We start from the raw sequence: 22,226 nt of genomic DNA, 5'->3' as shown, positions 1-22,226 counted from the left end.
TCATGGCAGACTATCAGGGTAGAAAAGTCGTCATCATCGGGTTGGGCCTCACCGGCCTGTCCTGCGTCGATTTCTTCATGGCGCGCGGCGTGACGCCGCGCGTGATGGATACCCGCATCGCGCCGCCAGGGTTGGACAAACTGCCTGCAAGCGTGGAACGCCATCTGGGCGCTCTGAATCAGGACTGGCTGCTGGCGGCGGATCTGATCGTCGCCAGCCCGGGCGTCGCGCTGGCGACCCCGGCATTGAGCGCCGCGGCGGACGCCGGCGTAGAAATCGTCGGTGACGTCGAACTGTTCTGCCGCGAAGCGCAGGCGCCGATCGTGGCGATCACCGGTTCCAACGGCAAGAGCACCGTCACCACCCTGGTGGGCGAGATGGCGAAAGCCGCCGGTTGGGCGGTGGGCGTGGGCGGCAATATCGGCCTGCCGGCGCTGAGCCTGCTGAGCCAGGAATCTCAGCTTTACGTGCTGGAACTGTCCAGCTTCCAGCTGGAAACGACGTATAGCCTGCGAGCGGCGGCGGCGACCATCCTGAACGTGACCGAAGATCATATGGATCGCTATCCGTTCGGCCTGCAGCAGTATCGCGGTGCCAAGCTGCGCGTGTATGAAAACGCCGCGGTGTGCGTGGTGAACGCGGACGACGCGCTGACCATGCCGGTGCGCGGCGCCGACGAGCGCTGCGTCAGCTTTGGTGCCGACGTGGGCGACTATCACCTGAACCGCCAGCAGGGGGAAACCTGGCTGCGGGTGCGCGGTGAGAAGGTGCTGAATACGCGCGAAATGAAGCTGACCGGCCGCCACAATTACACCAACGCCCTGGCGGCACTGGCGCTGGCGGATGCGGTTAACATCCCGCGTGCGTCCAGCCTGAAGGCGCTGACCACCTTTACCGGCCTGGCGCACCGCTTCCAGCTGGCCTGGGAGAATAATGGCGTGCGTTGGATCAATGATTCCAAAGCCACCAACGTCGGCAGCACCGAAGCGGCACTGAACGGCCTGCAGGTAGACGGCACGCTGCATCTGCTGCTGGGCGGCGACGGCAAGTCCGCCGATTTCTCGCCGCTGGCGCGCTATCTGCAGGGCGACAACGTGCGTCTGTATTGCTTTGGCCGCGACGGTGCCCAACTGGCACAGCTGCGGCCGGAAGTGGCGACGCTGACCGAGACCATGGAGCAGGCGATGCGCACCCTCGCCGGCCGCGTACAGCCTGGCGACATGGTATTGCTGTCGCCGGCCTGCGCCAGTCTCGATCAGTTCCGTAATTTTGAAGTGCGCGGCGATGAGTTCGCCCGCCTGGCGCAGGAGCTTGGCGGATGAAACTACGCTTGCCGAACTTCGGGCTGACAGAACGGCTGAAAGACTGGGTGACCGGCGCGCGCGACAACGACGCAGTCAACATGGTGCTGTACGATCGCACCCTGCTGTGGCTGACCTTTGGGTTGGCGATCATCGGCTTCGTGATGGTGACCTCGGCGTCGATGCCGATCGGCCAACGCCTGGCGGACGATCCGTTCCTGTTCGCCAAACGTGATGCGCTGTACCTCGGCCTGGCGTTCGGCCTGTCGCTGGTGACGCTGCGCGTCCCGATGGAAGTTTGGCAGCGCTACAGCAACGTGATGTTGCTGATGTCGATCGTGATGCTGCTGATCGTGCTGGTGGTGGGGAGCTCGGTCAACGGGGCTTCGCGCTGGATCGCGCTCGGCCCGCTGCGCATTCAGCCGGCGGAGCTGTCCAAGCTGTCGCTGTTCTGCTATCTGGCAAGCTATCTGGTGCGCAAGGTGGAAGAGGTGCGCAGCAACTTCTGGGGCTTCTGTAAACCGATGGGCGTGATGGTGGTGCTGGCGGTGCTGCTGCTGGCGCAGCCGGACCTCGGTACCGTGGTGGTGCTGTTCATCACCACGCTGGCGATGCTGTTCCTGGCCGGCGCGAAAATGTGGCAGTTCCTCGCGATCATCGGCTCCGGCGTGTTCGCCGTGGTGCTGCTGATCATCGCGGAACCGTACCGTATGCGCCGCGTGACCTCGTTCTGGAACCCGTGGGCCGATCCGTTCGGCAGCGGCTACCAGCTGACCCAGTCGCTGATGGCGTTCGGCCGCGGCGAGTTCTGGGGGCAGGGGCTCGGCAACTCGGTGCAGAAACTGGAGTATTTGCCGGAGGCGCACACCGACTTCATCTTCTCCATTTTGGGGGAAGAACTGGGCTATATCGGTGTGGTTTTAGCCCTGTTAATGGTATTCTTCGTCGCTTTTCGCGCGATGTCCATCGGGCGCCGCGCGCTGGAGATCGACCAACGCTTCTCCGGCTTCCTGGCCTGCGCGATCGGCGTGTGGTTCAGCTTCCAGGCGCTGGTTAACGTCGGCGCCGCGGCGGGCATGCTGCCGACCAAAGGTCTGACGCTGCCGCTGATCAGTTACGGCGGTTCGAGCTTGCTGATTATGTCGACGGCCATCGTGCTGTTGCTGCGCATTGATTATGAAACGCGCCTGACCAAGGCTCAGGCGTTTGTGAAGAGGTAAGGGATGAGCGGGAAACCTAAGCGTTTAATGGTGATGGCAGGCGGTACCGGCGGGCACGTGTTCCCGGGGCTGGCGGTCGCGCATCATCTGATGGCGCAGGGCTGGCAGGTGCGCTGGCTCGGAACCGCAGACCGAATGGAAGCCGATCTGGTGCCGAAGCACGGGATCGAGATTGATTTTATCCGCATCTCCGGCCTGCGCGGCAAAGGCCTGAAGGCTCAGCTGACTGCGCCGCTGCGGATCTGGCAGGCGGTGCGCCAGGCAAAAGCCATCATGCGCAGCTATCAGCCGGATGTGGTGCTGGGGATGGGCGGTTACGTTTCCGGCCCCGGCGGCCTGGCGGCCTGGCAGTGCGGCATCCCGGTGGTGCTGCACGAGCAGAACGGCATCGCCGGCTTGACCAACCGCTGGCTGGCGCGTATCGCCGCTAAAGTGATGCAGGCCTTTCCCGGCGCGTTCCCGAACGCCGAGGTGGTGGGCAACCCGGTGCGTACCGACGTGTTGGCGCTGCCGTTGCCGGCGGAGCGGTTGCAAGGGCGCGAGGGCCCGATCCGCGTGCTGGTGATTGGCGGAAGTCAGGGCGCGCGCGTGCTGAATCAGACAGTTCCTGAAGTCGCGGCGCGTTTGGGCGATAGAATTACGCTCTGGCATCAGGTTGGCAAGGGCGCGCTGGAAACGGTGCTGCGCGACTACGAAAGGGTAGGGCAGACGCAGCACAAGGTGACCGAGTTCATCGACGACATGGCCGCCGCCTACGCCTGGGCCGACGTGGTGGTCTGCCGCTCCGGCGCGCTGACCGTCAGCGAAATCGCGGCGGCGGGGCTGCCGGCGATCTTCGTGCCGTTCATGCACAAGGACCGTCAGCAGTACTGGAACGCGCGTCCGCTGGAAGAAGCCGGCGCGGCGAAGATTATCGAACAGCCGCAGTTCAACGCCGATGTGGTGGCCGAACTGCTGGCGAGCTGGGATCGCAAGACGCTGCTGGCCATGGCCGAGAAAGCGCGCGCGGTCGCCATTCCGGACGCCACCGAGCGCGTGGCCACGGAGCTGGTGCGGCTCGCCAGGTAACGAATGCAGGGGTTCGGTGCGCCGAACCTGAATAAAGCAATGTGATGTAGGGCCGGGATACCGGATCCGGATTAGAGAGAGTGATGAATACACAACAACTGGCGAAACTACGTACTATCGTGCCCGAGATGCGTCGCGTCCGGCACATTCACTTTGTCGGCATCGGTGGCGCCGGCATGGGTGGTATCGCCGAAGTGTTGGCAAACGAAGGGTATCAGATCAGCGGCTCCGACCTGGCGCCGAATCCGGTAACCCAACAATTGAGCGCGCTCGGGGCGACGATTTACTTCAATCACCGTCCGGAAAACGTGCTGGATGCGAGCGTGGTGGTGGTCTCTACCGCCATCTCCGCCGACAACCCGGAGATCGTCGCCGCCCGTGAAGCGCGCATCCCGGTGATCCGCCGCGCAGAGATGCTGGCGGAGCTGATGCGTTTTCGCCACGGCATCGCTATCGCCGGCACGCACGGCAAAACCACCACCACGGCGATGGTTTCGAGCATTTACGCCGAAGCCCGCCTGGACCCGACCTTCGTCAACGGCGGGCTGGTGAAGGCGGCGGGCACCCACGCGCGACTGGGGTCCAGCCGTTATTTGATCGCGGAAGCGGATGAGAGCGACGCGTCGTTCCTGCATCTGCAGCCGATGGTGGCCGTGGTCACCAACATCGAAGCCGACCACATGGACACCTACCAGGGCGACTTCGAGAACCTGAAGCAGACGTTTATCAATTTCTTGCACAACCTGCCGTTCTACGGCCGCGCGGTGATGTGCATCGACGATCCGGTGGTGCGTGAGCTGTTGCCGCGCGTGGGTCGCCACATCACCACCTACGGCTTCAGTGACGATGCCGATGTGCGCATCGAAGACTACCGGCAGATTGGGCCACAGGGGCACTTTACCCTGAGCCGTCAGGACAAACCGTTGCTGACGGTGACGCTGAACGCGCCGGGCCGCCACAATGCGTTGAATGCAGCGGCGGCGGTAGCGGTGGCGACCGAAGAAGGCATCGACGACGACGATATCCTGCGCGCGCTGGCGGGCTTCCAGGGCACCGGGCGCCGCTTCGATTTCCTCGGCGAGTTCCCGCTGGAGCCGGTCAACGGCAAAGCGGGCAGCGCGATGCTGGTGGACGACTACGGCCACCATCCGACCGAGGTGGACGCTACGCTGAAAGCGGCGCGCGCCGGCTGGCCGGACAAGCGTCTGGTGATGATCTTCCAGCCGCACCGTTATACGCGCACCCGCGATCTGTACGACGATTTCGCCAACGTGCTGTCGCAGGTGGACGTGCTGCTGATGCTCGACGTGTACGCCGCCGGCGAAGCACCGATCCCGGGCGCGGACAGCCGCTCGCTGTGCCGCACCATCCGCAGCCGCGGCAAGCTGGATCCGATCCTGGTTTCCGATGCCGATACCGTGCCGGAAACCCTGGCGCAGCTGCTGCAGGACGACGATCTGGTGCTGGTGCAAGGCGCCGGCAACGTGGGCAAAATCGCCCGTAAACTGGCCGAGCTGAAACTGCAGCCGCCGAAGAAAGAGGAGGAGCACCATGGCTGATAAAGTTGCCGTTCTGCTGGGTGGCACCTCCGCTGAACGTGACGTTTCTCTGCAATCCGGCGCCGCGGTGCTGGCCGGGTTGCGCGAAGCCGGTATCGATGCGCACGGCGTCGATACCCGCGATTTCCCGGTGACCCAGCTGAAAGAGCAGGGGTTCACCAAAGTGTTTATCGCGCTGCACGGCCGCGGCGGCGAGGACGGCACCCTGCAGGGGTTGCTGGAGTTTCTCGAGCTGCCTTATACCGGCAGCGGCGTGATGGCTTCGGCGCTGACCATGGACAAATGGCGCACCAAGATGGTGTGGCAGTCGATGGGCTTGCCGGTGGCGCCTTACGTGGCGTTGAATCGCCAGCTGTACCTCGGCGCTGAAAAAGCGGCGCTGCTGGCGCGCGTGGCGGATCTCGGCCTGCCGCTGATCGTCAAGCCGAGCCGTGAAGGCTCCAGCGTCGGCATGAGCAAGGTCACCGAAAGCGCCGCGTTGGAAGCGGCATTGGAAGAGGCCTTCCGCCATGACGACGACGTGCTGGTGGAGAAGTGGCTGAGCGGCCCGGAATACACCGTGGCGATGCTGGGCGACCAGGTGCTGCCGTCGATCCGCATCCAGCCGGCCGGCGTGTTTTACGACTACCAGGCCAAGTATATTTCGGACGACACGCAGTACTTCTGCCCGAGCGGTTTGAGCGCCGAGCAGGAAGCCGAGATGGCGGCGTTGGCGCTGCGCGCTTACCGCGGTCTGGATTGCAGCGGCTGGGGCCGCGTCGACGTGATGCAAGACAGCGATGGCAGCTTCTATCTGCTTGAGGTGAACACCTCTCCGGGCATGACCAGTCATAGCCTGGTGCCGATGGCGGCGCGCCAGTTTGGATTAAGCTTCTCGCAGTTGGTGGCGAGAATTTTGGAGTTGGCCGACTGATATGTCGCAAGCTGCCCTGAATGCGCGCGATCGCGAGGTGGATAACGGCCCGCGCCGCAGCAATGGAACCCAGTTGGCGGGAATGATGTTCCTGCTGATGGTGTTGGGAACGGTCGTGTGGAGCGGTTGGGCGGTGCTTGGCTGGATGAAAGACGCCAGTCGCCTGCCGCTCTCAAGGCTGGTGGTGACCGGTGAACGCCACTACACCACCAACGATGATATTCGTCAGGCGATCCTGGCGCTGGGCGCACCCGGCACCTTTATGACGCAGGACGTGGACGTCATCCAGCAGCAGATCGAACGTCTGCCGTGGATCAAGCAGGCCAGCGTGCGCAAACAATGGCCGGATGAGTTGAAGATCCATCTGGTGGAGTACGTCCCGGTGGCGCGCTGGAACGACCTGCACATGATGGACGCCGAGGGCAAAGCGTTCAGCGTGCCGGCGGAGCGGGCGGGCAAACAGAAGTTGCCGTTGCTCTACGGGCCGGAAGGGAGCGAGCAGGATGTGCTGGAAGGCTATCGGGCGATGAGCGCCACGTTGGCGGCCAGCAAATATACGCTGAAAATGGCGGCGATGACCGCGCGCCATTCCTGGCAGCTGGCGCTGGACAACGATGTCCGGCTGGAGCTGGGGCGCGATGACCGCAACGGGCGTTTGCAGCGGTTTATCGAGCTTTACCCGGTATTGCAGCAGCAGGGCCAGGCGGAGAGCAAGCGTGTCAGCTATGTCGATCTGCGCTACGAGTCCGGCGCTTCGGTAGGGTGGGCTCCGGTGTTGGTCGATCCGCAGGCGCTTGGCGGTCAGCAAAACAGTAATCAGCAACAGAATCAGGCACAGGCAAAACAACAATGATCAAGTCGACGGACAGAAAACTGGTAGTTGGACTGGAGATCGGTACTGCAAAAGTCTCCGCGTTGGTAGGGGAAGTTCTGCCCGATGGCATGGTCAACATTATCGGGGTGGGCAGCTGCCCGTCTCGCGGTATGGATAAGGGTGGCGTAAACGACCTGGAGTCGGTGGTGAAGTGCGTACAGCGCGCCATCGATCAGGCCGAGCTGATGGCGGACTGCCAGATCTCCTCGGTGTACCTGGCGCTGTCAGGCAAACACATCAGCTGCCAGAACGAAATCGGCATGGTGCCGATCTCGGAAGAGGAAGTGACGCAGGACGACGTGGAGAACGTGGTGCACACCGCCAAATCGGTGCGCGTGCGCGACGAACACCGCATCCTGCACGTGATTCCTCAGGAATACGCCATCGATTATCAGGAAGGCATCAAAAACCCGGTTGGGCTGTCCGGCGTGCGCATGCAGGCCAAGGTGCATCTGATTACCTGCCATAACGATATGGCGAAGAACATCGTCAAGGCCGTGGAACGTTGCGGCCTGAAAGTTGACCAACTTATTTTCGCCGGTCTGGCCGCGAGCTACGCGGTGCTGACCGAAGATGAGCGCGAACTCGGCGTTTGCGTAGTGGATATCGGCGGCGGCACCATGGATATGGCGGTGTACACCGGCGGTGCGCTGCGCCACACCAAAGTGATCCCTTACGCCGGGAACGTGGTCACCAGCGATATCGCCTACGCCTTCGGCACGCCGCCGACTGACGCGGAAGCGATTAAAGTTCGACACGGTTGTGCGCTTGGGTCGATTGTTAGCAAGGATGAGAATGTAGAGGTGCCTAGCGTCGGGGGACGTCCTCCGCGCAGTCTGCAAAGACAGACGCTGGCTGAAGTCATTGAGCCACGCTACACCGAACTGTTGAATCTGGTTAACGATGAAATTTTGCAATTGCAGGAGCAACTGCGTCAGCAAGGGGTGAAGCATCATCTGGCAGCCGGTATCGTGCTGACCGGTGGTGCCGCCCAGATTGATGGCCTGGCAGCCTGTGCGCAACGGGTGTTCCACACCCAGGTACGCATCGGCCAACCCTTGAACATCACGGGTCTGACGGATTATGCGCAGGAGCCTTACTACTCGACAGCGGTAGGTCTGCTGCACTATGGAAAAGAGTCTCACCTGAGCGGTGAGACGGAAGTAGAAAAACGCGCCTCGGTGGGCAATTGGTTTAAACGTATCAATAGCTGGCTGAGAAAAGAGTTTTAATGTTTCAACAAAGAGATCATGCTGAGTAATCTTTTTATGATCTCGCAGCGACAGGCACAAAACGGAGAGAAACTATGTTTGAACCAATGGAACTAACCAATGACGCGGTGATTAAAGTCATCGGCGTCGGCGGCGGCGGTGGCAATGCCGTTGAACACATGGTGCGCGAGCGCATCGAAGGTGTTGAATTCTTCGCTGTGAACACGGACGCCCAGGCGCTCCGCAAAACGGCGGTTGGCCAAACCATCCAGATTGGTAGCGGTATTACCAAAGGTCTGGGGGCGGGCGCGAACCCGGAAGTGGGTCGCAATTCAGCGGAAGAAGACCGCGAAGCCCTGCGCGCAGCGCTGGACGGCGCAGACATGGTCTTCATCGCGGCCGGCATGGGCGGCGGTACCGGTACCGGTGCGGCGCCAGTGGTGGCTGAAGTGGCTAAAGATTTGGGTATTCTGACCGTGGCCGTGGTGACCAAGCCTTTCAATTTCGAAGGCAAGAAGCGCATGGCATTCGCGGAGCAGGGTATCGCTGAGCTGTCCAAACACGTGGACTCGCTGATCACCATCCCGAACGACAAATTGCTGAAAGTTCTGGGGCGCGGCATCTCTCTGCTGGACGCGTTCGGCGCGGCCAACGACGTGCTGAAAGGTGCGGTGCAGGGTATCGCCGAGCTGATCACCCGTCCGGGCCTGATGAACGTCGACTTCGCCGACGTGCGCACCGTGATGTCCGAAATGGGCTACGCGATGATGGGTTCCGGCGTGGCTTGCGGTGAAGACCGCGCCGAAGAAGCGGCCGAAATGGCGATCTCCAGCCCGCTGCTGGAAGACATCGACCTGTCCGGCGCGCGCGGCGTGCTGGTCAACATCACCGCCGGCTTCGACCTGCGTCTGGATGAGTTCGAAACCGTGGGTAACACCATCCGTGCGTTCGCATCCGACAACGCTACCGTGGTTATCGGTACCTCGCTGGATCCGGAAATGAACGACGAACTGCGCGTCACCGTGGTTGCGACCGGTATCGGTATGGACAAGCGCCCTGAAATCACCCTGGTGACCAATAAACAGGCCAGCCAGCCGGTGATGGATCACCGTTATCAGCAGCACGGCATGTCGCCTCTGCCGCAGGAAGTGAAACCTGCCGCCAAGGTGGTCAACGACCAAGCTGCGCAGCCGAATAAAGAGCCCGACTATCTTGATATTCCAGCCTTCCTGCGTAAACAGGCAGACTAAGAATATCCTGAGAATTTGGAATCTCCGCTCTTTGTGCTAAACTGTCCCGCCAGCCATGCTGTATGCTTGGCTGGTAGGATGGATAACATTGCGAGATAAAACGATGATCAAACAAAGGACATTAAAACGTATTGTTCAGGCGACTGGCGTCGGTTTGCATACCGGCAAGAAAGTCACGCTGACAATGCGCCCAGCGCCGGCTAATACCGGGGTCATCTATCGTCGCACTGACTTGAATCCACCGGTTGATTTTCCGGCTGATGCAAAATCCGTGCGTGATACCATGCTCTGTACTTGCCTGGTGAATGAGCATGACGTGCGTATTTCGACCGTTGAGCACCTCAACGCCGCGCTGGCTGGGCTGGGCATCGACAACATCGTCATCGAAGTCGACGCCGCTGAAATCCCAATCATGGACGGCAGCGCCAGTCCGTTCGTGTTCTTGCTGCTGGATGCCGGCATCGAAGAACTGAACTCGGCGAAGAAATTCCTGCGTCTGAAAGAGACCGTGCGTGTTGAAGATGGCGACAAGTGGGCCGAGCTGTCCCCGCATAACGGGTTCCGTCTGGACTTCACCATCGACTTCAACCACCCGGCTATCGACGCCAGCTCTCAGCGCTATCGCCTTGATTTCTCGGCTGAGTCGTTCGTGCGTCAAATCAGCCGCGCGCGCACCTTCGGGTTTATGCGCGACATCGAATACCTGCAGTCCCGCGGCCTGGCCCTGGGCGGCAGCTTCGACTGCGCCATCGTGGTGGATGACTACCGCGTGCTGAACGAAGACGGCCTGCGTTTCGAAGACGAATTCGTACGTCACAAAATGCTGGACGCCATCGGCGACCTGTTCATGTGCGGCCACAACATCATTGGCGCGTTCACCGCGTTCAAGTCTGGCCACGCGCTGAACAACAAACTGCTGCAGGCCGTGCTGGCCAAGCAGGAAGCGTGGGAATACGTGACCTTCCAGGACGAAGCCGAAATGCCGCTGGCATTCAAGGCACCGTCCACCGTATTGGCGTAAGGTCTGAATTCCTCGCCTGCTGCGAATAACGGCAGGCGCATCCCCTGAGAGCCTGATAATTCAGGCTCGTGATGCCGTCTGATGTTTTGCAGCTGTGTCGCTGATTACTTATCACGACTGGTTGTGTTGGTACCCTCTCCGGCCAATGCAGCCAGCCGTTCCAATATTTTGCGCAGTTTCTCCGGGCTACGGCTCGCCAATCCTCTCAGCTCTTCCGCACTTTCCAGACTCAAATGCCGCATTGGCACCGGTTTTTCCGGCGCTTTCTCTGCGTTTTGCACCTGGTGGCTGCCTTTCGCCATCAAGGCCGGATTAATCCTGATGTCGATCGACGACAATGATGGTAGAATTTGCGCTCGTAGTGCAGACAGCAAAGCGGGTTGTTCGTAGCGCAAGCGCATCATCCAACTGGCATTTGCCGTCTCGAGCACTAAAATACCCTGTCGGAAATTCGCGACGCGGCACCAGGGATGCAGGGGAGCGGGCAACAGGCCCTTCACTGCACGGTTAAGCTTGAGCAGCGCCACCGCGCGTTGCTGGACGTTATGCAGCGGCCCTTTGCTGCCGGCAGACGCGTCGTCGAACAGGACATCTAATAATTGTGGACGGCTATCGCGCATAATGGGCTCCGGCGGATTATAAACTCGTGATCGGTATTCTAAATCGTTGGCGACAATTTGGCAGACGTTATTTCTGGCCCCATCTCCTGTTAGGGATGGTTGCGGCCACGCTTGGCGCGTCTTCCAATTTGTCCGGCGCCCCCGATCAGGCCGCACTGCCAAGCACCTCGTCCAGCCTTAACCGGCAAAATGCGGCCAACGGCACCTTCAACAGCCTGGCCCTGCTGCAGGAGGCGCACCGCCGCCCTACCTTCAGCGTAGATTACTGGCAGCAACATGCGCTGCGCACCGTCATTCGTCACCTCTCTTTCGCGCTGGCGCCGCAGGCGGTTTATGCGCGGGTGCAGGAGAGCGAAGCCGAAGCGGAACCGCCTTTGCAGGTGGCGCAACTGGCGCTGCTATCTACCCTCAACGCGCTGCTGACGCACGAGCCGAAGCCGCCGACCATCATTCGCCATACCCACCTTGAGGTGCTGCCATCGCTGGCACGGCACCAGACCGGTCTGTGGGTGGCGCAGGTGCAAGGCATTCGCGCCGGGCCCGTCGCTCTCGTCTGACTCCGCCCTTAGGGCACAAAAACCATAAATAATAGCAAGTTGACTGCCGTGTTCGGCCGTCATGACAGAGATATCAAACATCATGTTAGTGAAATTATTAACCAAAGTTTTTGGCAGCCGTAACGATCGTACCCTGCGCCGCATGCGCAAAGTGGTTGAGCAGATCAACCGCATGGAACCGGACATGGAAAAATTGTCCGATGACGAGCTGAAAGCGAAAACCAACGAGTTCCGCGCGCGCCTGGAGAAAGGTGAGTCGCTGGAAAGCCTGATCCCGGAAGCCTTCGCCGTGGTGCGTGAGGCGAGCAAGCGCGTGTTCGGCATGCGTCACTTCGACGTGCAGCTGCTGGGCGGTATGGTGCTGAACGATCGCTGCATCGCCGAGATGCGTACCGGTGAAGGTAAAACCCTGACCGCCACGCTGCCGGCTTATCTGAACGCCCTGAGCGGCCGCGGCGTGCACGTGGTGACCGTCAACGACTATCTGGCGCAGCGCGACGCCGAAAACAACCGCCCGCTGTTCGAGTTCCTCGGCCTGAGCATCGGCATCAACCTGCCGGGCATGCCGGCGCCGGCGAAGCGTGAAGCTTATGCCGCCGACATCACTTACGGCACCAACAACGAATACGGCTTCGACTACCTGCGCGACAACATGGCGTTCAGCCCGGAAGAGCGCGTGCAGCGCAAGCTGCACTATGCGCTGGTGGATGAGGTGGACTCCATCCTGATCGATGAAGCGCGTACGCCGCTGATCATCTCCGGCCCGGCCGAAGACAGCTCCGAGATGTACATCAAGGTCAACAAGCTGATCCCTAAACTGATCCGCCAGGAAAAAGAAGACTCCGACACCTTCAAGGGTGAAGGGCACTTCTCGGTGGATGAGAAGGCGCGTCAGGTTCACCTGACCGAACGCGGCCTGATCCTGATCGAAGAGATGCTGGTGGAAGCCGGCATTATGGATGAAGGCGAGTCGCTGTACTCACCGACCAACATCATGCTGATGCACCACGTTACCGCCGCGCTGCGTGCCCACGTGTTGTTCACCCGCGACGTTGACTACATCGTGAAAGACGGCGAAGTGATCATCGTCGATGAACACACCGGCCGTACCATGCAGGGCCGCCGTTGGTCCGACGGCCTGCACCAGGCGGTGGAAGCCAAAGAAGGCGTGGAGATCCAGAACGAGAACCAGACGCTGGCTTCGATCACCTTCCAGAACTACTTCCGTCTGTACGAAAAGCTGGCCGGGATGACCGGTACCGCCGATACCGAAGCCTTCGAATTCAGCTCGATCTACAAGCTGGACACCATCGTGGTGCCAACTAACCGTCCGATGATCCGTAAGGACATGCCGGATCTGGTGTACATGACCGAGAAAGAGAAGATCGGCGCGATCATCGAAGACATCCGCGAGCGTACCGCCAAAGGCCAGCCGGTGCTGGTGGGTACCATCTCAATCGAGAAATCCGAAGTGGTTTCCCATGAGCTGACCAAAGCGGGTATCGAGCACAAGGTGCTGAACGCCAAATTCCACGCCATGGAAGCGGACATCGTCGCCCAGGCCGGCCAGAGCGGTGCGGTGACCATCGCCACCAACATGGCGGGCCGTGGTACCGATATCGTGCTGGGCGGCAGCTGGCAGGCCGAAGTGGCGCTGCTGGAAGCGCCGACCGAAGAGCAGATCGAAGCCATCAAAGCCGCCTGGAAAGTGCGCCACGACGCGGTGCTGGCGGCGGGCGGCCTGCATATCATCGGCACCGAACGCCATGAGTCGCGCCGTATCGATAACCAGCTGCGCGGCCGTTCCGGTCGTCAGGGCGACGCCGGTTCATCCCGCTTCTACCTGTCGATGGAAGATGCCCTGATGCGTATCTTCGCCTCGGATCGCGTGTCCGGCATGATGCGCAAACTGGGCATGAAAGAAGGCGAAGCGATTGAGCACCCGTGGGTGACCAAGGCGATCGCCAACGCCCAGCGCAAGGTAGAGAGCCGCAACTTCGACATCCGTAAGCAGCTGTTGGAATACGACGACGTCGCCAACGATCAGCGCCGCGCCATCTACAGCCAGCGCAACGAATTGCTGGACGTGTCCGACGTGAGCGAAACCATCGCCAGCATCCGCGAGGACGTGTTCAAGAGCACCATCGACAACTACATCACCCCGCAGTCGCTGGAAGAAGAGTGGGACATTCAGGGGCTGGAAGAGCGTCTGAAGAACGACTTCGATCTGGAGATGCCGATCGCACAATGGCTGGACAAAGAGCCGGAGCTGCACGAAGAGACGCTGCGCGAGCGCATTCTGGAGAACGCCAAAGAGCAGTACCAGCGTAAGGAAGAAGTGGTCGGCAGCGAAATGATGCGCAACTTCGAGAAGGGCGTGATGCTGCAGACGCTGGATTCCCTGTGGAAAGAGCACCTGGCGGCGATGGACTACCTGCGTCAGGGTATCCACCTGCGCGGCTATGCGCAGAAGGATCCGAAGCAGGAGTACAAGCGTGAATCCTTCAACATGTTCGCCACCATGCTGGAATCGCTGAAATATGAAGTGATCAGCGTGCTGAGCAAGGTTCAGGTGCGGATGCCGGAAGAGGTGGAGGCGCTGGAACATCAGCGCCGTGAAGAAGCTGAGCGCCTGGCGCAGTACCAACAGCTGAGCCACCACGACGAGAACGCGCTGGTGACCGAAGATCCGAACGCCCCGGCGACTGCCGAACGTAAAGTGGGCCGTAACGATCCGTGCCCATGCGGTTCCGGCAAGAAATTCAAGCAGTGCCACGGCCGCCTGCAGTAATGCCGGCAGCGGTTAACCGATAACACCCAGGGGTTCAGCTTGCTGAGCCCCTGTTTTTTGGCACCCAGCAGGAGGGTGAAATGAAATATCTGAATATCGCCGTGGGCATCATTCGCAATGCTCAACGGGAAATCTTTATTACCCGCCGCGCCGCCGACGCGCACATGGCCGGATTCTGGGAGTTTCCCGGCGGCAAGATTGAACAGGGCGAAACGCCGGAACAGGCGCTGAGCCGCGAGCTGCGAGAAGAGACCGGTATTGAAGCCGAACGCGCCGAACTGCTGGAGGTGGTGGAACATCGCTTCAGCGATCGCATCGTGACGCTGAATTTTTATCTGGTGGAGGGATGGACGGGAGAGCCGTTCGGCCGTGAGGGGCAACCGATGCGCTGGGTAAAACAGGCGGACCTGCGTGAAGATGAGTTCCCTGAAGCCAACGTCGGCATTATCCAACTGCTGGTGGCGCAGGCGAACGCCGCGCAATAACAGCAGCGGCCTGGCGGGCGCCAGGCCAATCGCGGACGATCAACGATCGTCCATTTCACTCCAGTCTTCGCTCTCCGACAGATCGCTGTTGCTCGGAATACGCTTCTCTTCATCGGCCCATTCGCCGAGATCGATCAGCTGGCAGCGCTTGCTGCAAAACGGCCGGAACGGGCTGACTTCACCCCAAACCACGCCGGTGCCACAGGTTGGGCATTTTACTACGGTCGTCATAACGGTTCCTTACGCCTTCTGTCAGTGCTGAGAAGGCTTTCTTGCACAAGTTCAACAACAGGCCAGTTCGAACGTCAGGCGTTCAGGCACCACGCCATTTTCGCTATCCAGCGGCAGGAAACGAATGGCGTAACGCGTCTTGTGGCCGGAAATCTGCGGATAAAGCTGCGGCGCCAAATGGAGGCGCAGGCGCAGCAGATCCGCCCCTTCGGCGTTGTCCTGGAAAAAGCCGTTCAGGCTGATTTGATTACGGAACGGCCCGGATTGGCGGATCAGATCCAACACCATGATCAGCGCCTGATTCAGCGGCTCCAGCGACTGCAGCCAGGCGGCGACGTCGGCATCGCGATCCTGCTGCGGCGCGTGCATCCACATGTGCAGGGTCGGCAGATCGAAGCTGCAGCAGCCGCCGGGAATGTTCAGCCGCTGACGCACCAGGCCGATCAGCCGGTCTTCGCGCAGCGCCTGGCCGAGGCGCGGCGCCGCCATCAGCGCCGATGAGCGCGATTTCAACTGGCCGCGCAGCTGATCGATCAGCGCCATATCCACGCCCGGTACATCGGCCCAGGCCAACAGTTTCTGCTGCTGGCGCTCCAGCTCTTTGAGCAGTTCGGTGCGCACTTCGCCACGTTCCAGCACATCCAGCAAGTCGGATACGGTGCGAAAGAAGGTGAGGGCGATGGCGGTTTCACTCAGAGCGCGTTGGCCGTGCAGCTGTTGCAGCAGAAATTCGATGCGCAGCCAGGTGCGCATTTTTTCGTTCAACGGGTGTTCAAAGAGAACGGTTGGGGAAACATCACTCATGCAGTTTAATCCTGTTGGGGCGCTGTTGCCGCCAGTTCAAGGTAGCGACGATGCAGTGCGGCGACCTGTGGCTCTATCCCCTGAGCGGCGCCGCTATTGTCAATTATGTCATCCGCCACGGCGAGGAGCTGCCGGCGCGTGGCCTGGGCGGCGAGAATGCTCTGCGCTTGCTCACGGCTGACGCCGTCGCGCGCAATGGTGCGAGCCAACTGGGTTTCGGCGTCGACGTCGATCACCAGCACCCGGTCGGCGCGATCCTGCAGGCCGTTTTCCACCAGCAGCGGCACCACCCACAGCGCGTACGGGCTGGTGGCCTGCGCCAGTTGGCGCTGGGTTTCACGGTGTATCAGCGGATGCAGCAGCTGGTTCAGCCAGCTTTTGTCATCGGGGTGGCTGAAGATGCGCTGACGCAGCGCAGCGCGGTTCAACGCACCGTCCGGCAGCAACATTTCATTACCAAATCGCTCGGCGATCGCGGCCAAGGCAGGGGTGCCCGGCTCGACGACCTGACGGGCGATCACGTCGGCATCCACAAGGGTTGCGCCGTGACGCGCAAAGGCGTTCGCGACGGTCGTCTTGCCGCTGCCTATGCCCCCGGTCAACGCAACAATGTAGGCCATGGTGTTAGGTGCATCCGATGTTCATAAAAAAATAATAGTCGAATCATAAAGCGATCGCGCAGAAGTGCAAGTCGGCAGGCGGCGCTTGCGCATCGGTACCGATCGGGTGGCGAGAAAAAACGCAGCGGCATGGCAAAAATGAGCGGGCAATCACACTGCGGTGATGCAGGTAAATTTGTCGGATTGTAGCGTAAATAAAGGCGAATTCGCAGTCTTGTTCGGCGATTATTAGCGCGTATTATAACGTCACTGGAACTGGCATTAATCTCGCCGCCGTCTTTTTGCGCCACTGGAAAGCCGTCGGGCAGAGGTTCGAATATCCTCCTTGCGATCCGTCGCCATTAACCAGGAAATCATAAGTCATGCGTATTGAAGAAGATTTGAAATTGGGCTTTAAAGACGTGTTGATCCGCCCTAAGCGCTCCACGCTGAAAAGCCGTTCCGAGGTTGAACTGGAACGTCAGTTTACCTTCAAGCATTCAGGTTGCAGCTGGTCCGGCGTGCCGATTATCGCCGCCAACATGGACACGGTGGGCACCTTCCGCATGGCTGAGGCCCTGGCTTCTTTCGACGTTCTCACCGCCGTACACAAACATTACAGCGTCGAGCAATGGGCTGATTTCGTGCAGCGCATGCCGGAATCGGTGCTGCGCCACGTCATGGTGTCCACCGGCACTTCCGAAGCCGACTTCGCCAAAATGCAGCAGATCCTGGCCCTGTCTCCGGCGCTGAAATTCATCTGCATCGACGTGGCCAACGGCTACTCTGAACATTTCGTCGCCTTCCTGCAGAAAGCGCGCGAAGCCTGCCCGAATCACGTGATCTGCGCCGGCAACGTGGTGACCGGCGAGATGGTGGAAGAGTTGCTCCTCTCCGGCGCCGACATCGTTAAGGTCGGCATTGGCCCAGGCTCCGTCTGCACCACCCGCGTGAAGACCGGCGTCGGCTATCCACAGCTCTCGGCGGTGATCGAATGCGCCGACGCGGCTCACGGGCTGGGGGGCCAAATCGTCAGCGACGGCGGCTGTTCGGTGCCGGGCGACGTCGCCAAAGCCTTCGGCGGTGGCGCTGACTTCGTGATGCTGGGCGGTATGCTGGCCGGCCACGACGAGTGCGAAGGCACCGTGGTGGAAGAGAACGGCGAGAAGTTCATGCTGTTCTACGGCATGAGCTCCGAGTCGGCGATGAAGCGCCACGTCGGCGGCGTGGCGGAGTATCGCGCGGCCGAAGGCAAAACCGTCAAGCTGCCGCTGCGTGGCGAGGTGGAGTTTACCGTGCGCGATATCCTCGGCGGCCTGCGCTCCGCTTGTACCTACGTCGGTGCCGAGCGCCTGAAAGAGCTGACCAAGCGCACCACCTTTATCCGCGTGGCGGAGCAGGAAAACCGCGTCTTCGGCAGCAAATAAGCCGCACCTTGCATTCGGGCGCCGCGCACCGCGGCGCCCGCTATCCTCTTTTTTATCCCAGCACGCTGCCCAGTTGAAAAATAGGCAGGTACATGGCGATCACCAAAGCGCCGACAATCCCGCCCACCACCAGCATCAGCAGCGGCTCCAGCGTTTGCGCCAGCGTATCGGCCAGCTCGTGCGTCTGCCGTTCGTACCACTGCGCCAATTTATCCAGCAGGGCGTCCAGCGAACCGGATTCTTCGCCCACCCGCACCAGCTGCCGGCACAGCGGTGGAAACAGCGGCTGCAGGCCCAGGGCATGATGAAACGCCTCGCCTTCGGCGATCTGCCGCTGCACCTGCTCCAGCGCCTGTCGGTACAGCAGATGATCCGCCGCCAGCGCCGCCGCGTTCAAGCCTTCCACCAGCGTCAGCCCCGCGCGTTGGGTCATGGCCAGGATGCGAAACGTTTGGCTCAGCGCACCGCCGCTTACCAGCCGGGCAATCAGCGGCAGGCGCAGCAAGGTGGCCTGTTCACGTCGGCGCCACGGCGGGCGCGGATGCAGCCAGCGGCAATAGCCGAACAGCAACGCGCCGAGCAGCAGCGCCAGATAGGGGCCAACGGCGATCAGCAGCGCGGACACCCCTAATAACCCTAGGGTGAACCAGGGCAGCGGTGCATCGAACGATTGATAAACCTTGGCGAACTCCGGCAAGACCATCACCAGCATCAGTAAGCTGACCAGCAGCGCCACCGCACAGATAAAGAGGGGGTAGCGCAGCGCTTTGGTCACTTTGCGGCGCAGCAGCAGCTGGGCTTCCTGCTGTTGCGCCAGCTGCAGGCAGCAGCGATCGAGATTGCCGGTCAGTTCGCCGATGGCGATCAGTTGGCGATAGATAAGTGGAAAAACCCCTGGCTGCGCGGCAAGGGTTTCGGAGAGCGGCTGCCCTTCACGCACCTGTTCTGCCAACTGGCGCAACAGGCAACGCCAGGCTGCCGAAGGATGCTCTGCCGCCAGCAACTGCAGCGTATTGACCAGCGGCAACCCGGCCTGCAGCAGGGTGGCGAGTTGGCGGGTGAAGTGGATTAAGGGCTCTCCGCGCCACTGGCCGGGCGTGATGCGTTTGCCGTGCCCAATCCGCCAAGGTTGCAGGCCTTGTTCGATCAGCAACCGGCTCACCTGCCGTTTTTCATCGCTCATCAGTTCGCCGCGGCGCAAGGTGCCCTGAGCGTCGAAAGCCTGCCAAAGAAACAGCCGGCGCGCTTTCATGGTGCGGTTACGCCGAGCTGGACGACGTCGATCACGCGGTACAGTTCTTCCAGCGAGGTCGTGCCTTCGCTGGCCAGCGCCAGCCCGGCCTGCAGCAGCGAAAGCTGCCCCTGCTCGCGGGCGGCATCCGCCAGCAGGCTGGGCGCGGCGTTCGCCAGCAACGCCGCCTGTATTGCCGGCGTAATGGCCAACAGCTCATACACACCGATGCGCCCATAGTAGCCGCCGAAGCAATGCTCGCAGCCGTCGGCGCGCCAGGCGATCAGCGGTTCCGGCCAGACCGAGGCAGGAAAATGCGTCGGCTGGCTGTGTGGGTAGCGGCAGTGGCGACACAGCCTGCGCACCAGCCGCTGTGCGATGACCAGCTTCAGACAGCCGGCGAGCAGGTAGCCGGGGATACCCATGTGCAACAACCGCGTCAGGGTTTCGCCGGTGGAGGTGGTATGCAGCGTCGACAGCACCAGGTGGCCGGTTTGCGCGGCCTTGACTGCGATCTCGGCGGTTTCCGCATCGCGGATCTCGCCGATCATGATGACGTCTGGATCCTGGCGCAGCAGGGCGCGCAGCACCCGGGCGAAGTTCAGCTCGGTTTTGGCGTTGATCTGGGTCTGATTGACGCCGAACAGCGGGATCTCGACCGGATCCTCGACGCTGCACAGGTTGCTTTGCGCGTCGTTCAACTGGCGCAGACCGCTGTACAGCGTGACCGTTTTGCCGCTGCCGGTCGGGCCGGTCACCAGGATCAAACCTTGCGGGCAGGCCAGCGCCGTCGCGTAGCGCGCCAGATCCGCCCGGCCCATGCCCAGTTGATCCAGCGGCAGCTCCTGCTGCTCGCCCTGCTGAACGCGCAGCACCACCTTTTCGCCGTGCAGCGTCGGCAGGGTGGCGATACGCATGGCATAGCGCGCGCTGTCCAGCGTCAGGCTGAGTTGCCCGTCCTGAGGCTGACGGCGCTCGGCGATATCCAGCTGGCCGAGGATCTTCAGCCGGGCGATGAGGCGCGCGGCCAGCTGCGGCGGCGGTGAGGCGAGGGTTTGCAGCACGCCGTCGATGCGCAGGCGAATGCGGAAATGTTGCCGGAAGGGTTCGAAGTGGATGTCCGAGGCGCGGCGCTGAATGGCCAGGCGCAGCGTCTGGTTGATGAACTGCACCACCGGCGCATCGCCGTCGTCGGGGTAGGCGATGTCGGCGGCGTCTTCTTCGGCCGCCAGCGGCGCTGGTAGCGACGCCTGGCATTGGTTCAATGCCTGCTCCAGCCTGGCCGCCGGCCAGTGTTCCAGATGGATGCGCTTGCCGGTGGCAAAACGCAGCGCCGCCAGCAGCCCCGGCGGCGCTTCGTCGCTGAGTGCGACCGTCAGGGTGTTTGGGTCTTCGCTTAGCGCCAGCGCCTGATAGCGCCGACACAGGGCGTGAACCTCTTCGCTGATTTGCGCGTTCATCGCCGTTACTCCGCCGCGTTGTCGAAGCGGAAGACCTCCTGGCACACCTCAACCAGCGTGGCGTTTTCACTGCTGCACAGCCGGCTCCAGCGGGTCAGCCCATCGGCGTTCGCTTTGGGGGTTAATGCCACCGCCAGCCCCTGCAGTGTTTGGGTACCGGTCAGCGTGATCACGCCTTTGGCGACTTTTACCCCGCTGACGTAACGCGACGTGCCGCCGGTGGGAATGCCTTTGCTGCCGGCCTCACAGCCGGTGGGGGCGCCTTCGTCCAGCACGCACAGCTCGACCGCCAGTTTATACGGCGCCATGGTTTGCAGCATGTCGGTCATCGCCGCTTTCTGGATGTAGCGCTGGTAGGCAGGGATGCCGATGGCGCTGAGGATGGCGATGATGGCGATCACCACCATCAGTTCTATCAGGGTAAAGCCGCGTTGCGTTTCCATGCGTTGTTTTCTCCATCAGGGTGTAGAAGACAACGGTAGCGGCTTGTTCGGGGGCACGGCGAGGGGCTTTTGCGCGTTTCTCGGCGCGCTTCCATCAGTAATGACGTTGTTTGCAGCGGTGAAATAAACGGTGCGAGGGGTTTCACAATTTAGCGGTAATGCCCCCGGCAGCCGCCGGGGGCGAGGGGGATCATTTGAAGCGCATCGACAGATCGAGCGCGGTCACATGTTTGGTCAGCGCGCCGACCGAAATGTAATCCACGCCGGTCTCGGCAAAGGTGCGCAGCGTCGCGCTGGTGACGTTGCCGGATACCTCCAGCTGGGCGCGGCCCTGGGTTTGAGCGACCGCCTGGCGCATCATCTCGACGCTGAAGTTGTCCAGCATGATGATATCGGCACCGGCATCCAGCGCCTGCTGCAGCTCATCGAGCGATTCGACCTCCACTTCCACCGGCACGTCGGCGTGCAGCCAGAAGGCTTTTTCCACCGCGTTCTTGATAGAGCCGGAGGCGATAATGTGGTTTTCCTTGATCAGGAAGGCGTCGGACAGTCCCAGCCGATGGTTGCTGCCACCCCCGCACAGCACGGCGTATTTCAGCGCGGTGCGCAGGCCGGGCAGGGTCTTGCGGGTATCGAGCAGGCGAGTCCGGGTGCCTTCCAGCAGGGCCACGTAGCGGCTGACCTCGGTCGCCACGCCACAGAGCGTCTGCACGAAGTTCAGCGCGGTGCGCTCGCCGGTCAGCATCACCCGCGCAGGGCCGCGCAGCCGGCAAAGCGGTTGGTTCGGCGTCAGACGGTCGCCGTCCGCCACCAGCCACTCCACCTGCACCTGGTTGCCCAATTGAATAAAGACCTCATTCAGCCAGCGGCGGCCGCAGAATATGCCGGCTTCGCGGGTGATGACGGTGGCTTCGGCCAGCTTGTCCGCCGGTAACAATTGCGCGGTAATATCGCGCCCGGCGTCGACTTCACCCCCCAGGTCTTCGCGCAGCGCCTGGGCGACGGCAGAGGGAATATCACTTTCAATTCGTTCAAGAAGCTCGGTGCGGCGACTGTCGGCACTGTAGCGGCGTGTCGGCATGGAAAACTCCGAAATGGACGGTTAGATCGTAGGGGAACATGCTACTCTGTTGCTGGAATAAGTACCACCGCAGAGAGGTG

The 22,226-nt window shown here is 61.5% G+C and carries 21 protein-coding genes; 13 read left to right on the top strand and 8 right to left on the bottom strand.

Features of this window, described 5'->3' with window-relative positions; genetic code table 11:
- The first annotated feature begins 2 nt into the window (after positions 1–2).
- From murD to lpxC, 9 genes are all read left to right on the top strand, one after another.
- Positions 3–1,322 (top strand): UDP-N-acetylmuramoyl-L-alanine--D-glutamate ligase, encoded by a 1,320-nt coding sequence (murD, locus tag M6G53_RS10905; protein WP_253331237.1) that lies wholly within the window; start codon positions 3–5, stop codon positions 1,320–1,322.
- Positions 1,319–2,521 (top strand): cell division protein FtsW, encoded by a 1,203-nt coding sequence (gene ftsW, locus M6G53_RS10900; protein ID WP_073529754.1) that lies wholly within the window; start codon positions 1,319–1,321, stop codon positions 2,519–2,521. The genes murD and ftsW overlap by 4 nt, the downstream gene beginning before the upstream one ends.
- Positions 2,522–2,524: 3 nt before the next feature.
- Positions 2,525–3,589 carry an undecaprenyldiphospho-muramoylpentapeptide beta-N-acetylglucosaminyltransferase gene (murG, locus tag M6G53_RS10895; protein ID WP_253331236.1) on the top strand — a complete coding sequence of 355 codons (1,065 nt, stop codon included), beginning with the start codon at positions 2,525–2,527 and terminating at the stop codon, positions 3,587–3,589.
- An 83-nt stretch (positions 3,590–3,672) separates the two neighbouring features.
- The gene (gene murC, locus M6G53_RS10890; protein WP_253331234.1) at positions 3,673–5,148 is read left to right on the top strand and encodes a UDP-N-acetylmuramate--L-alanine ligase; all 1,476 of its coding nucleotides are present in this window, start codon (positions 3,673–3,675) and stop codon (positions 5,146–5,148) included.
- Positions 5,141–6,061, top strand: coding sequence for a D-alanine--D-alanine ligase (locus M6G53_RS10885; protein ID WP_033641257.1), 921 nt, complete (start codon positions 5,141–5,143; stop codon positions 6,059–6,061). The genes murC and M6G53_RS10885 overlap by 8 nt, the downstream gene beginning before the upstream one ends.
- A 1-nt stretch (position 6,062) precedes the next feature.
- On the top strand, positions 6,063–6,914 hold the full coding sequence (gene ftsQ, locus M6G53_RS10880) for a cell division protein FtsQ (protein ID WP_253331232.1): 852 nt from the start codon (positions 6,063–6,065) through the stop codon (positions 6,912–6,914).
- Complete coding sequence (gene ftsA / locus M6G53_RS10875) at positions 6,911–8,167, top strand: cell division protein FtsA (RefSeq protein ID WP_004932758.1); 1,257 nt, start codon at positions 6,911–6,913, stop codon at positions 8,165–8,167. Before ftsQ ends, ftsA begins: the two co-directional genes overlap by 4 nt.
- A gap of 74 nt (positions 8,168–8,241) precedes the next feature.
- On the top strand, positions 8,242–9,396 hold the full coding sequence (gene ftsZ, locus M6G53_RS10870; protein WP_004932757.1) for a cell division protein FtsZ: 1,155 nt from the start codon (positions 8,242–8,244) through the stop codon (positions 9,394–9,396).
- A gap of 103 nt (positions 9,397–9,499) precedes the next feature.
- A complete protein-coding gene (lpxC, locus tag M6G53_RS10865) occupies positions 9,500–10,417 on the top strand; it encodes a UDP-3-O-acyl-N-acetylglucosamine deacetylase (RefSeq protein WP_004932754.1) in 918 nt (305 codons plus the stop codon).
- Between the two features lie 104 nt (positions 10,418–10,521).
- On the opposite strand, the gene M6G53_RS10860 is transcribed toward lpxC, so the two are convergent.
- Positions 10,522–11,037: a DUF721 domain-containing protein gene (locus M6G53_RS10860; protein ID WP_033637110.1), complete on the bottom strand. Its 516-nt coding sequence runs from the start codon at positions 11,035–11,037 to the stop codon at positions 10,522–10,524.
- A gap of 26 nt (positions 11,038–11,063) precedes the next feature.
- Between M6G53_RS10860 and secM the strand changes: the two genes are divergently transcribed.
- The 3 genes from secM (at position 11,064) to mutT (ending at position 14,870) form a co-directional block, all read left to right on the top strand.
- Positions 11,064–11,594, top strand: coding sequence for a secA translation cis-regulator SecM (gene secM, locus M6G53_RS10855; protein ID WP_253331230.1), 531 nt, complete (start codon positions 11,064–11,066; stop codon positions 11,592–11,594).
- Between the two features lie 82 nt (positions 11,595–11,676).
- Positions 11,677–14,385, top strand: coding sequence for a preprotein translocase subunit SecA (gene secA, locus M6G53_RS10850; RefSeq protein WP_253331227.1), 2,709 nt, complete (start codon positions 11,677–11,679; stop codon positions 14,383–14,385).
- 80 nt (positions 14,386–14,465) lie between these two features.
- Positions 14,466–14,870, top strand: coding sequence for an 8-oxo-dGTP diphosphatase MutT (mutT, locus tag M6G53_RS10845; protein WP_253331225.1), 405 nt, complete (start codon positions 14,466–14,468; stop codon positions 14,868–14,870).
- A 39-nt stretch (positions 14,871–14,909) separates the two neighbouring features.
- Here mutT and yacG read toward each other — a convergent pair whose 3' ends face one another.
- The 3 genes from yacG to coaE are packed head-to-tail and all read right to left on the bottom strand — an operon-like array spanning position 14,910 to position 16,525.
- Positions 14,910–15,101 (bottom strand): DNA gyrase inhibitor YacG, encoded by a 192-nt coding sequence (gene yacG / locus M6G53_RS10840; RefSeq protein WP_004932737.1) that lies wholly within the window; start codon positions 15,099–15,101, stop codon positions 14,910–14,912.
- A gap of 51 nt (positions 15,102–15,152) precedes the next feature.
- On the bottom strand, positions 15,153–15,905 hold the full coding sequence (gene zapD / locus M6G53_RS10835; protein WP_253331223.1) for a cell division protein ZapD: 753 nt from the start codon (positions 15,903–15,905) through the stop codon (positions 15,153–15,155).
- Between the two features lie 5 nt (positions 15,906–15,910).
- A complete protein-coding gene (coaE, locus tag M6G53_RS10830; RefSeq protein ID WP_253331221.1) occupies positions 15,911–16,525 on the bottom strand; it encodes a dephospho-CoA kinase in 615 nt (204 codons plus the stop codon).
- Positions 16,526–16,887: 362 nt separating this feature from the next.
- Here coaE and M6G53_RS10825 point away from each other — a divergent pair, with 362 nt between their 5' ends.
- Complete coding sequence (locus M6G53_RS10825) at positions 16,888–17,931, top strand: GMP reductase (RefSeq protein WP_253331219.1); 1,044 nt, start codon at positions 16,888–16,890, stop codon at positions 17,929–17,931.
- A 52-nt stretch (positions 17,932–17,983) separates the two neighbouring features.
- Here the strand turns inward: M6G53_RS10825 and hofC are convergent, their stop codons facing one another.
- From hofC to nadC, 4 genes are all read right to left on the bottom strand, one after another.
- A complete protein-coding gene (hofC, locus tag M6G53_RS10820) occupies positions 17,984–19,183 on the bottom strand; it encodes a protein transport protein HofC (protein WP_253331217.1) in 1,200 nt (399 codons plus the stop codon).
- On the bottom strand, positions 19,180–20,622 hold the full coding sequence (gspE, locus tag M6G53_RS10815; RefSeq protein WP_253331209.1) for a type II secretion system protein GspE: 1,443 nt from the start codon (positions 20,620–20,622) through the stop codon (positions 19,180–19,182). The genes hofC and gspE overlap by 4 nt, the downstream gene beginning before the upstream one ends.
- 5 nt (positions 20,623–20,627) lie before the next feature.
- Entirely contained in the window at positions 20,628–21,065 is a 438-nt protein-coding gene (gene ppdD, locus M6G53_RS10810) for a prepilin peptidase-dependent pilin (RefSeq protein WP_060422496.1), read from the bottom strand.
- 190 nt (positions 21,066–21,255) lie between these two features.
- Positions 21,256–22,146, bottom strand: a complete 891-nt coding sequence (nadC, locus tag M6G53_RS10805; protein ID WP_253331207.1) for a carboxylating nicotinate-nucleotide diphosphorylase — start codon at positions 22,144–22,146, stop codon at positions 21,256–21,258.
- Between the last annotated feature and the right edge of the window lie 80 nt (positions 22,147–22,226).

Source organism: Serratia nevei (assembly GCF_024160145.1).
Taxonomy (GTDB): domain Bacteria; phylum Pseudomonadota; class Gammaproteobacteria; order Enterobacterales; family Enterobacteriaceae; genus Serratia; species Serratia nevei_A.
Note: the sequence above shows the minus strand (reverse complement) of the source record. Positions and strands in the feature narration are given on the sequence as shown.